We start from the raw sequence: 11,957 nt of genomic DNA on the forward strand, positions 1-11,957 counted from the left end.
TGGTCGAGCTGTGGCCGTTCGACCCGGCGTAAAATCCCGCTCTATGAGAATCTTTCGTTTCCCTCTCGTGCCGCCGCGCGTGGCAGGAGCAGTTGCCGCAGTCCTTTTCGCTATGCCGATGCGTGCGGCGACCGTGCCAGAGCAGGATGTGTTGTCGCCCATCACGGCGTTCTTTGCCGGAATGGCCAAACGAGACGCCCAGGCCATTACAGCGCAGACGCTGCCCGGAGGGGCGATGGTCCTGATGCGCGACGGCAAACCGGCGAAGATGACCTTTGAGGAGTTTGCCACGCGCGTCGGCAAGCCGGGTAAGCCGATCGAAGAGCGAATCCACGACCCGCTAATACGCATCGACAACGACCTCGCCGTGGTCTGGGCGCCGTTCGTCTTCCTGGCAGACGGCAAGGTCGACCACTGTGGCACGGACCTCTTCAACCTTGTCCGCGTGGATGACAAGTGGCTGATCGCCAGCATCGCCGATACCGGAAAGAAGGATTGCGGGGGGCAATAGACATCGCCGTTGCTGTTGCCTGTTCTTTTGTTTGTCATTCCCGAAGGGAATCTGCGTTTCAAACCCGCCACCACACCGGGTGCCCCATGTCTGGCAGCTTCATCGCCAGATGTGGGATTGCAACGCCTTCAACCTTGTCATCCTTCCGCGCAGCGGGAGGATCTGCTCTTCCCGGCCACCCTGTTCAGTTCGCAAACCGTTTCGCACTCGCGGCCTTCAGCTTCGCCGCAACCTCTTCGCGGTTCTTCGGCGGGGCGTTGGTCTCAAGCGAGCGCAGAAAGTCCGCCGAGATGTTCGCGATGGCATCGATGGCCTCCTGGAACGAGGCCTTGTTCGCCTTGGAGGGCTTGTTGATGCCGCTGATCTTGCGCACGAACTGCAGGGAAGCGGCGCGGACCTCGCTGTCGCTGACGGGAGGATCAAAGTTGAAGAGGAGTTTTATGTTGCGGCACATGGGTAACCTCGGACTATCCGTAAAGTCTTGAAACGTTCCGCGCCGATGACCTGCTCTGAACTTTTCGCGCTAACACTGATAGTTGACCATGTTCATGTGGAACTCTACAATGACGCAAGCTCCTAGTTGCATGCAGGTGTATTTGCCTTAAGCCGCTGCGGATGGTGTACAGCCATCCCGGATTTATTGATACGTATTCCCCCCCTGCGCTTCGCTCCGGGGGTACGCTCACAGTAGGAGCTATGAAGTCGTGGTTTGAGCAGCCCAAAATCGTGCCGGTTCGTGAGCGCATCGTAAATGCGCTCACACCCGCGAAATATCGTTTTCGCCGCATTTCACCAGTCGTCTTCATCTGTGGTGGGTTTGAAAGCACGAGACGCGATACACTTCGGAAATTTTTCCGGAAGACTTACCCGAATCTGGACATTTTTTACGCTGAGCGTGTTTGGGAACTGATTGCGTCGGATCCCGGGCTTGGCGCGTTGAAGATGGAATCCGATCTGGCCGCTCTCTCAGATATGGTGATCATCATTGTCGAGAGCGCAGGAACCTTTGCTGAACTAGGAGCTTTTTCGCATGTTGAAGACTTGCGTCGAAAGTTATTGGCCATCGTTGATGCCAAATATCAGCATGACAAATCATTCGTAAATACTGGGCCAATCCATTGGATAGATGCTGAATCTAGATTTAGCCCAACAATCTGGGTCAAGCTAGATAGCATTCTCTTGTGCGCGACGGAAATTGCGGAACGAGTCAAGAAGATTCCTCGACCCAAATCGGCGGCAGCTGATGATCTCGCGTCAAGTCGAAAGCTTCTCTTATTTTTTATCTGTGATTTGGTAGCCATCATTGCGCCTGCCACGCTCGAAACCATTCAATATTTCCTCGGTCGCATGATCACAACTGTTGATCCCACTACCTTGGAGATTCTTCTGTTGGTGGGATTAGCTGAAGCTATGGGTTTGCTGCGGAAAGATGAAGTAATTGTTGGAGCATCTGGTAAAGAAGTGTTCTTTTCGCCGGCTAAAACAGACACCCTTCAAAAGCCATATCACAGGATAAAGTGGATCGATATTTCAGGTTTACGGGCGGATTTCATGTCGAGACTCCTCTGCATTAAGGAGGCTAGTACCGTACTTAGCGAGGTGAACTCACGGCGATGATTATTGAGAAGATGAGCGCAGAGTTGTCTTTACCATTGAAATACGTCGATTTTTTGGCGCTGACGGCGTCACATCAATATAAGCAGTACACTATTCCGAAGCGGACAGGTGGTGAGCGTATCATCCTCCACCCTTCGCGAAAACTGAAAGCGCTTCAGCGCTGGCTTCTTTCGAATGTGATTGCCGTGTGGCCGGTGCATCCCGCCGCGATGGCCTATAGGCCGGGAGTCTCAATTTTTGATAACGCCAATATTCACGTTCAAAGTCAGTATTTGCTGAGAATGGATATGACGAACTTCTTTCCATCAATTGAGGTCAGGGACTTGGTAGCTTTTATGGCCAAACGTCCGACACTCTTTCAAGATTGGACAGATAGGGACAAGAGTTATTTTGCCCGTCTGGTATTTCGGCACGGAAAATTGACAGTAGGCGCGCCGACTTCACCAGCGCTATCAAATGCACTCTGTTTCGAGCTTGATTCCGCACTGGCCGGTATTACTTCGGCGCAGGGTGTTGCCTATTCTCGATACGCAGACGACTTGTTCTTTTCTGCAAACAAAAAGCAAGTATTGATCTCGATCGAAGCCGAGGCCAAAGCCGTTCTCGGCGAGATCAAGATTCCCGCAAACCTATCTCTCAATCAAGCAAAGACCAAGCACAGTTCAAAACGAGGTGCGCGTCGAGTGACAGGAATTGTATTAGGCAGCGATGGGAAAGCGTATGTCAGTAGAGACACAAAGCGTACCATCAGAACTCTTGTCCATCAGTTGGATACTTTGAAAGACGAGGAGCGGATACGACTGGCTGGATTAATATCCTATGTCAGTGGGTTCGAGCCAGCCTTTCTTAACAACTTGATCCTAAAGTACGGGGCCGATAAGGTATCTAGCGCGAAACAGCATACATAAACAAGCTGTCAGTTCTATCTCAACTCAATTCAGCTGATTTCGATTGAGACAATCGTCTATTATTACTTCGATGAGATGGGCTAACGGCCACTACCGAATAGATATAAAGATCTCGCTCGCCAGCACCCTCGCATACGCCGGAACCGTCAAAAAATCCTGAAAGTGCGGTGCCTTCACCAACTCACGCATAAGGAAAGCAGCGTGTTTGTAGCTCTCGAAGCGGGCGGCATCAATGCGGATCTCGGCAAGGGCCAGCTCTTCCGTGATGACCTGGTCAACGAGTTCGGCGGTGACGCGGCGGCCGTCTTCGAGGTGGGCGTGGTGGTGGACCCACTGCCAGAGCTGGGCGCGGCTGATCTCGGCGGTGGCGGCGTCCTCCATCAGGTTGAAGAGCGGGACGCAGCCGATGCCGCGCAGCCAGGCTTCGAGGTAGCCGAGGCCGACGGCGACGTTGAGGCGGAGGCCGGCGTCGGTGAGGGTGCCTTCGGGGACCTTGAGCAGGTCGGCGGCGGTGATCTTCAGGTCGGGTAGCTGCTTGTCGATCTGGTTCGGCTGCGGCATGATGCGGTCGAAGACGGCCAAAGCAACCGGGACTAGTCCCGGATGTGCGACCCAAGTGCCGTCGTGGCCGTCGGTGGCTTCGCGCTCCTTGTCGATGCGGACCTGGGCGAGGGCGCGCTCGTTGGCGATGGGGTCGCTCTTGATGGGGATGAAGGCGGACATGCCGCCCATGGCGCTGACGCCGCGGCGGTGGCAGGTCTTGATGGCGAGCTTTGAGTAGCTGCGCATGAAGTGGGTGGCCATGGTGACCTGGCCGCGGTCGGGGAAGAGGAGCGTCTTGTCGCCGGCGAACTTTTTGATGAAGGAGAAGATGTAGTCCCAGCGGCCACAATTCAAGCCAGCCGAGTGATCGCGGAGCTCGTAGAGGATCTCGTCCATCTCGAAGGTGGCGAGGATGGTCTCGATGAGCACGGTCGCCTTGATGGAACCTTGAGGGATATCTAGTAGCGTTTCGGCGAGGACGAAGGCATCGTTCCAGAGGCGCGCTTCGAGGTGGCTTTCGAGCTTTGGGAGGTAGAAGTAGGGGCCGGTGTGGCGGGCGAGGAGCTCCTTCGCGTTATGGAAGACGTAGAGGCCGAAGTCGAAGATGGAGCCGGACACGGGTTCGCCATCAACTAGGATGTGGGCCTCATCAAGGTGCCAGCCTCGCGCCCGGACGAAGAGGACGGCGGGGTTGTCGATCAATTTGTAACTCTTGCCGGTCTTTGAATCTTCAAACGTAATCGTCCGGCGGACGGCGTCGCGGAGGTTGATATGGCCGTCGAGCAGGTTGTCCCAGGTGGGAGTGGTGGAGTCTTCGAAGTCGGCCATGAAGACCTTTGCGCCGCTGTTGAGGGCGTTGATGATCATCTTCCGGTCGACTGGGCCGGTGATCTCGACGCGGCGGTCGAGCAGGTCTTGCGGCAGTGGAGAGACTTGCCATTCGGCGTTGCGGATCTCGGCAGTCTCGGGGAGGAAATCTGGCTTTTCGCCAGCGTCGAGGCGTGTCTGGCGGGTGACGCGGGCGGCCAATAACTCCTTGCGGCGACCATTGAAGGCTCGCTGGAGCTTGACGATGAAGTCGAGGGCCTCGGGTGTGAGGACGGTCGCGTAGCGGTCGGAGAGCGGGGCGGTGAGTTCTACGCCGGGGGCAGAGGTGGTCATAGTTTTGATCCTGATGTACTGACGTTTGTGGCTTCATCCCATGCATCGCGATGAGGCTGCGATGCATGGGGCACAGATTTGTAGCGCGGCAGGGAGCTAGGCGAAGAGGAGTTCGACGCGGCCGGCGGTGCCGAAGTGGACGTTGACGTCCGACCCGGACATGGCCTGGACGAGGCCGGTCCAGCTTCCGGTGGTGATCCATTGGCCGCGCTTTAGGCCGCCGGTGCGGGCTGCGCCTTCGTTGGCGAGGAAGGGAAGCAGGCGCATGAGGTTGCCAGAGGTGTTGGAGCCGGTGCGCTCGATTCGGACGACACCGTCGACTGCAAGCGAGACCGTCTCAGTGGCGAAGTCGATGGATTGCCAGTCGGCGAAGGCGGGTCCATAAAGGAAGCCGCCGTGCATCTGCAGGTCGGCGAGCATGGACATGCGGGTGGCGGCGACTGGGTCGGCCAGGCCGGACTCGATGACTTCGATGGCGGGATGGCAGCTTGCGATGGCGGCGACGATCTCTTCCATCGTGTAGGGCGTGGCCCGGGGCGGCAGGTCGTGGCCGATGAGGAAGGCGATCTCGGCCTCGAGGCCTCGGTAGCGCGAGGTGATGCCGGAGAGCGTGGTGCCACTGGCGGCGATCCAGGCGTGCGGCATCGGGGCGAAGATGGGCGTGGCCTCAGGCGTGGGCGCGCCGACCTTCCATCCGCCGATGGTGCCGTAGGCTTCGGCGATCTTGTCCTGGATCAGATAAGCCTCTTCGAGGCTCGTCGGCTGGAGCTCGACGGGGAGGTCGGCGATGGGGGTGGCCGTGCGCCGGGCGTTGAGCAGGAGGTCTGCCGCTTCGATGTGCTTCGCTTCAAGAGAGCCGATGGTCATGTCGGTAGTGTCTCTTAATTCTTTGCGGTCGCGGGGGCGATGAGGTTGACGAAGAGGCGGAAGGCTCCGGGGACGGCTTCGGGAAGCTGGCGGTAGAGGGCGAAGGCGCAGTAGGTCCATCTCCCTTTTCCGATGTTTGTGGTGATCAGGCCGCCGCGTTGCGGATCTTGATCCGGGTCGTGGGTCTCTGTCAACGCCGTGTAATGCGAATCCCAGCTACTGAGGAAGCCGTGTCCACGCTCTTCCACCCAGTTGTTGAAGTCGGCCGGGGTGATCTTATTCGGGGTGGTGAGGAACGGAGCGGTTGGCGCGAGGAGTTGGACAGGATCGGTCTCGTCGACGACCTTTTCGTTGCTGCCGAGCGAGAGAGGTAAGGGGGCGTCTTCGGCGGTGAACTCGGTGGTTTGGTACTGGACGAGGACGTTCCCGCCGTTGCGGGCGTAGTCGAGCAGCGCCTGCGTGGGTGCGCCGTGGAGGTCCGGATGGGCAGCGTAGGTGCGGACACCAAGGATCACGGTGTCGTACTGCGCGAGCTTCGCGGGGGTGAGGTCGGCGATGGTGAGGGTGTCGGGCTTGAGGTTGATAGAGGCGAGCGCCTCGGGGACGGCGTCGCCGGTGCCGGGGAGGTAGCCGATGCGATGAGTGGCAGGGAGGTTGAGGTCGACGGGGACAATGCGGACGGTGGCGGGGGTGTAGTAGTTGGTGCGGGGGAGATCCCCGTAGCCGATGGCGCGGTAGCCTTCGGTGATTGTTCCAGCGGGAAGGGCGATACCTGCGGGAATGACGGCGGCCTCGCGTATAGACGGGGCCGGCTCGACGGTGAAAAGGGTCTCTGTTGTTGAGTTGGTTGTTGAGACTACAGGGGTGGATGTCCAACCGGAAGGAAGCGTAAGTGTCGAAGCAACTGCTGGTGAAGTTGACGGCGTGAGGAAGGCCCTGATGGTCACGGAAGAAGTGCTGTTTGCGAGGACCTGCGCACGCGTTGCAAGGCTGAGGCTAGTAGGAGGGACGATCAGCACAGGCTCAATTCCATTGTGAACGACACGGCCGACTTCGAAGTCGAACGATTCGCCGGACCACTCGAGCCGAAGCGTGGCCCAGGCAGTAAGGGCACTCGGCGGCTGTGGCGCGTTGCGCAGATTGGGCTCGGTGAGATCGTAGAACGGCTGTTCAATGCCTTTGCGAGAGAAATAGGGGCGGCTTAGGTGCTCTCCTGGGTCCTCGTAGATTGACTGCGGCATGGAGAAGGTCGCAAGGTCCTGCTGTAGCTCGTTCTGCAAGTGTGCTGCAACGACGCGGATAGTGGTTTTGGGAGCGGCATTTTGTTCGACGTGCGGAGGTGCAGGCAATGTCAAGCTAGTTGCGACCTTTATCTTGGAATTCGCAATGATGTCGCCGCCTTTCTGCGTGCCGTCGATCTGCGCATCAAACTTTACATTAAGGGCAAGAAGAAGTGCCTCTTTGAGTTGCACGTCTTTTACACGATGTTCATGCAGAAGCGTGACCCTTGGAGCTGCGGCCAGTTTTGCCGTTTGAAGCCATGAGATGACGAGATTGTTGCGGTTGATAGCGTCAGCTAAGAGCGCCGCGATGTCTTTACGTTTGGCGTTGCTGACATTCCAATCTCGGCATTGCTTAACCTCCTCGCCTATGGCCTCAATCTGGTCGCGCATCGCTCGCCCGTTAGCATCTGTCGACTCTGCGGGGATCAAAGAGGCAAGTCCCGCGAAGCTGGTGTCGATGCCATCGAAGAAGCTTGCTGAGCTAGGGTTGTGGCCGAGAGCTTCGGGCGGGGACGCAGGTCCTTCGACTGCGCGCTGCGCGCTTCGTTCAGGACGACAGTCCTTGATGTGGGTGGGCGAGGAGCAGAGGGCGCTGCCGTAGAGGTGGTAGTCGATGTCGAACTTCCCCGCAGGCGGGACGCGGACACCGCCGCCGATCTGGGACTTCTGCATGCCCAGGCCGATCCTTGCAAACTGGACGTAGGTTCTCGGGGGTGCGGCAGGATCGTCGGAGAGGATCGGGTCGGTGGTGCCTTCGTGAACGACTACGTCGGACGAGGGGACAGTGGTGGTAACCTCGCCGGTGACGTAGTTCTCGAAGCGCGGGGCGGTGTATTTGCCGGTCGCGTAGTCGAAGAGGCCCTTGTCCGAGATCGACTGCATGGGGACGCGAGCGTAAACCTTTAGCGCCTGCCAGGGGAGGATGCCTTCGGCGATCATATCGGGGAAGACGGTGGGGTCGGCGGCAGCCTTGAAGGCCTCTTGCGCGATCTGGCCGGAGACCTGGTGCTGGCCGTGGCCGTCTGTAACGCCACCGATGAAGACGGCCGCGATGACTAAGGGGCGATAGAGTCGGATGCTGCGGACGGCATCATAGAGCACGCGCTCGTGGGTCCACTTCTTGAAGGCTTCTTCTTTGGTCTTCGAAAATCCGAAGTCGACTTCGGTGCCGAAGAACTGGTCGACGCCCATGTAGCGGTCTGCGGAGAGAAGCTCCTGCGTCCGCAGGAGGCCGAGGGCGTCCTCGAAGTCGCCGGTCATGGCGTTCTGGCCGCCCTCGCCGCGGGTGAGGGTGAGGACAGCGACGCGGGCGCCGAGGCCGCGGGAGTAGTAGGTGAGCATGCCGCCGTCTTCGTCGTCGGGGTGGGCGACGATGAGCATGAGCGAGGCTCGGGTGTTGAGCTTGCGCAGCATCTGCTCAAGGCCGCGCGCGCCCTGGTCGATGGGGAGTTCGCGGCCGTCGCGGGGCTTCACGCGCTCGCCGCGCAGGTTGGCGGGGTCGGTGAACTGGGGCGTCTGTTGCGCGATAACGACAGGCGTGCAGAGCGCGAACATGGCCAGGGCCACTTTGAATGAGCGTAGGGTCATTAGGTTTAATCTCTCACAGACTCAGATGTTCTTCGCGAGCGGTTGGCTGCGGATGGGGCAGCCGGTAGACTCAAAAGATCGAGCATGAAGGGGCCAATTCGCAGCAGCTTGCGCGGACGCTGACGCTTCGCGGCGCAGTGACGCTGAACATGCTGGACATGATCGGCGTGGGGCCGTTCATTACGATGCCGCTGATTCTGGCTGCGATGGGCGGCCCGCAGGCGATGCTGGGCTGGATTCTTGGCGCGGTGCTGGCGCTTTGCGATGGGTTGGTCTGGGCGGAGCTTGGGGCGGCGCTGCCGGAGGCGGGGGGGACGTATCACTTCCTCCGGATGATCTATCCCGGCAAGCTGGGGCGGGTGCTGGCGTTTCTTTTTCTCTTCCAGCTATGCTTTTCCGCGCCTCTGTCGATGGCCTCGGGAGCGATCGGCCTCGGGCAGTATGCGACATACCTTCTGCCCGGGCTGGCGAGGGGCGGAGCGACGCGGATACTGCATGTCGGGGCTTACAGCGCGGGTGTGAGCGTGAGCTGGGCGACGGCTGTGGCGATTGCGGCAGTAGTGCTGGCGGTAGTGCTGCTCTATAGGAACCTGGCGCGGATTCAGGTGATCTCGATTGCCATGGGCGCGGTAGTGATGGCGACGATCGGCTGGATTCTTGTTACTGGCGTGCTGCATGCGAACTGGCATCAGGCCTTCGCTCTCCCGCCAGGGGCGTTTCACCTGACGCCGGCGTTTTTCATGGGGCTGGGGTCGGCGATGCTGATTGCGACCTACGACTACTGGGGCTACTACAACGTCACGTTTCTGGGCGGAGAGGTGAAGGACCCGGCGCGGACGGTACCTCGCGCGATCCTCATTTCTATCGGGTTAGTAGCAATGCTGTATCTGCTGATGAACGTAATGGTGCTGGCGGTGGTGCCGTGGCAGACGATGCTGGCGCAGCAGGATCTCGATGCTCGGCGGGCGACGATCTCTCTTTTTATGGAGATTGCTTATGGGCCGGTGATCGGGCCGCTGCTGGGAAAGGTCGCGGCTCTACTGATCATGTTCACGGCGTTTGCGGGAATCTTTTCGCTGCTGCTTGGCTACTCGCGGATACCTTACGCGGCGGCAAAGGACGGCGAGTTCTTCAAGCCATTCGCGAGGCTGCATCCTACGCGCGGATTTCCTTATGTGTCTCTACTGACCCTGGCCGGCGCGGCCGTGGTCTTCTGCTTCTTCCAGTTGAGGGACGTGATCGCTGCGCTGGTCGTCCTGCGGATTCTGCTGCAATTCCTGATACAGCATATTGGCGTGATTTATCTCCGAAAGACGCAGCCGGAGCTGGCACGTCCCTTCAGGATGTGGCTCTATCCGGTGCCGGCAGTGGTAGCGGTTTGCGGGTTTGCGTACATCCTGTTTTCGCGGGCGAACTTCGAGCGCGAGTTGCTGCTGGCGGGGGTGCTGATCGTCATAGGCGCCGTGTTGTTCCTGGCGCGAAGCCGATGGAACACTCAGGAAGCGTAGTGAGGCGGGCATCCGCGAGGGCCTGCTGGCCGTATCTCTTACAGGGGCGTAACCTTCTGTTGAGTCAGCAATCTAACGTTCGCAGGGCAGGGAAGGATCACCATGTTATTTCGCAAAGGGCCTGATATTCGTTCGTCTGAGATTACGCCGGAGGGGGCGTTTCAGAAGCACTCGCAGGATCGGAGGCAATTTCTCGCTTCGGCGGCTGTGCTTGGAGCCGGCGCGCTGGCAGCGACGCGGTTTGTCGGGATGTTGAATCCCGCGACGAAGGTCTTCGCCGATACACAGAAGCTTCAGACGATTCCGAGCCAGTACAACGTTACCGAGACTCAGACGCCGGAGGCGAAGGCCACGGCGTACAACAACTACTACGAGTTTGGAACGGACAAATCCGCGCCCGCGCGTAACGCGCATACGCTGCAGACGCGGCCATGGACGGTGCAGGTGGACGGCATGGTGGCCAAGCCGCTGACGCTGGACGTGGACAGCATCATGAAGTACCGGCCTATTGAGAGCCGTGTCTATCGCCACCGCTGCGTCGAAGCGTGGTCGATGGTGATTCCGTGGGACGGGTACTCGTTGGCGGAGTTCATCAAGTTCTGCAATCCGCTGCCGAGCGCAAAGTACGTGCAGTTCATCACAGACCTGAACAAGAAGCAGATGCCGGACCTACCGTTTGGCTTCAGCTTTCCTTACTCCGAAGGGCTGCGGCTGGACGAAGCGATGAATCCGCTGGCTCTGCTGACGTTTGGCTGCTATGGAAACGTTCTGCCGAACCAGAATGGAGCGCCGATCCGGGTGGTGAGCCCCTGGAAGTACGGGTTCAAGAATGGGAAGGCGATTGTTAAATTTCACTTCACGGATAAGCAGCCGCATACGCTGTGGAACGATATGGCTCCCGATGAATACGGGTTTTACGCGAATGTGAATCCAACGGTCGACCATCCGCGCTGGTCGCAGGCGCATGAGCGGAGGATCGATTCGAGCCCATTTCCGAAGACGATCCCCACGCTTCCGTTCAATGGATATGCGGATCAGGTGGCAGGTATCTATAACGGCATGAACCTGAAAAGATTTTTCTAGCCAAAGGCAATCTGAATGATGCACTATGCCGTTCTTCCAGTAAGTAGCTGCAATTCCTTTCTGCAAACACTCTGCCCCAAATTCTCTCCTCGAAAGTCCTCTCCGGCGGCCCTGCGATGTAAGCGGGCGGCCGGGGAGGATCCCTCCTTTTTCCGAGCGGTCAGTTGCCTGGAATAATCTGAAGTTATGTCGAAGCGCGTCATTATTCTGCTGAAGGCCTTTGTGCATCTTCTGTGCCTGGCTCCGTTCGTCTGGCTGCTGCACCTGTACCAGAATGGATCGCTGGGATTGCTTCCCGATCCAGTCAACTTCATTACGCACTTCACCGGCGACTGGGCGCTGTGGACGCTCCTGGCCTGCCTGACGATCACACCAGTCCGGCGTCTGCATACATCGCTGGGATTTCTGATCCGGTTCCGGCGAATGGTGGGGCTCTATGCGTTCTTCTACGCGACGCTGCACCTGCTGACGTACGTGCTGCTTTTCTCCGGGTATGACATTCCCACGGCGCTGGCTGGGGTGCAGTCGGGGCATCTCTCCGAGGCATGGACGCAGTTCAAGCTGGTCTGGCCGAGGATGTGGGACGACATCCGGAAGCGGCGATTTATCCAGGTGGGATTTGCGGCGTGGGTGATCTTGCTGCTGTTGGCAGCCACGTCGCCTTCTGCGATCATGCGCGCGATGGGCGGCAAGAACTGGCAGCGGCTGCACTGGTCGGTCTATCTGGCCGCGTGGCTTGGAGTGACTCACTTCTGGTGGATGGTGAAGCCGGGAGTCATGTCTCCGCTGCGGGTCACGATCGTGCTGGATGTGCTGTTGCTGGCGCGAATGGGCTACTGGGTGATGAAGAAGATCAAGGCGAGGCGCAACTTGGCCGCCTGATATCGGT

Annotated in this window: 10 protein-coding genes; 6 read left to right on the forward strand and 4 right to left on the reverse strand. The window is 58.9% G+C overall.

The features are described from left to right. The first annotated feature begins 43 nt into the window (after nucleotides 1-43). Nucleotides 44-511 carry a nuclear transport factor 2 family protein gene (locus HDF16_RS10950; RefSeq protein WP_184216542.1) on the forward strand — a complete coding sequence of 156 codons (468 nt, stop codon included), beginning with the start codon at nucleotides 44-46 and terminating at the stop codon, nucleotides 509-511. 184 nt (nucleotides 512-695) lie between these two features. On the opposite strand, the gene HDF16_RS10955 is transcribed toward HDF16_RS10950, so the two are convergent. Further along, complete coding sequence (locus HDF16_RS10955) at nucleotides 696-965, reverse strand: DUF2277 domain-containing protein (RefSeq protein ID WP_184216544.1); 270 nt, start codon at nucleotides 963-965, stop codon at nucleotides 696-698. A 242-nt stretch (nucleotides 966-1,207) separates the two neighbouring features. On the opposite strand from HDF16_RS10955, the gene HDF16_RS10960 reads away from it, so the two are divergent. Further along, a complete protein-coding gene (locus tag HDF16_RS10960) occupies nucleotides 1,208-2,128 on the forward strand; it encodes a retron St85 family effector protein (protein WP_184216546.1) in 921 nt (306 codons plus the stop codon). Continuing rightward, a complete protein-coding gene (locus HDF16_RS10965) occupies nucleotides 2,125-3,036 on the forward strand; it encodes a retron St85 family RNA-directed DNA polymerase (protein ID WP_184216548.1) in 912 nt (303 codons plus the stop codon). The genes HDF16_RS10960 and HDF16_RS10965 overlap by 4 nt, the downstream gene beginning before the upstream one ends. Nucleotides 3,037-3,126: 90 nt before the next feature. Here HDF16_RS10965 and aceB read toward each other — a convergent pair whose 3' ends face one another. The 3 genes from aceB to HDF16_RS10980 form a co-directional block, all read right to left on the reverse strand. Beyond that, nucleotides 3,127-4,740, reverse strand: a complete 1,614-nt coding sequence (gene aceB / locus HDF16_RS10970; RefSeq protein WP_184216550.1) for a malate synthase A — start codon at nucleotides 4,738-4,740, stop codon at nucleotides 3,127-3,129. 96 nt (nucleotides 4,741-4,836) lie between these two features. Continuing rightward, a complete protein-coding gene (locus tag HDF16_RS10975) occupies nucleotides 4,837-5,607 on the reverse strand; it encodes a 2-keto-4-pentenoate hydratase (RefSeq protein WP_184216552.1) in 771 nt (256 codons plus the stop codon). A 14-nt stretch (nucleotides 5,608-5,621) separates the two neighbouring features. Beyond that, entirely contained in the window at nucleotides 5,622-8,477 is a 2,856-nt protein-coding gene (locus tag HDF16_RS10980) for a PIG-L family deacetylase (protein ID WP_184216554.1), read from the reverse strand. A gap of 137 nt (nucleotides 8,478-8,614) precedes the next feature. Here HDF16_RS10980 and HDF16_RS10985 point away from each other — a divergent pair, with 137 nt between their 5' ends. The 3 genes from HDF16_RS10985 (at nucleotide 8,615) to HDF16_RS10995 (ending at nucleotide 11,950) form a co-directional block, all read left to right on the forward strand. After that, nucleotides 8,615-9,985, forward strand: a complete 1,371-nt coding sequence (locus HDF16_RS10985) for an APC family permease (protein WP_348641298.1) — start codon at nucleotides 8,615-8,617, stop codon at nucleotides 9,983-9,985. Nucleotides 9,986-10,087: 102 nt separating this feature from the next. Further along, entirely contained in the window at nucleotides 10,088-11,068 is a 981-nt protein-coding gene (gene msrP, locus HDF16_RS10990) for a protein-methionine-sulfoxide reductase catalytic subunit MsrP (protein WP_184216556.1), read from the forward strand. A 186-nt stretch (nucleotides 11,069-11,254) separates the two neighbouring features. After that, nucleotides 11,255-11,950: a sulfite oxidase heme-binding subunit YedZ gene (locus HDF16_RS10995; protein ID WP_184216558.1), complete on the forward strand. Its 696-nt coding sequence runs from the start codon at nucleotides 11,255-11,257 to the stop codon at nucleotides 11,948-11,950. The last annotated feature ends 7 nt before the right edge of the window (nucleotides 11,951-11,957 follow it).

This window comes from Granulicella aggregans (assembly GCF_014203275.1).
GTDB lineage: Bacteria > Acidobacteriota > Terriglobia > Terriglobales > Acidobacteriaceae > Edaphobacter.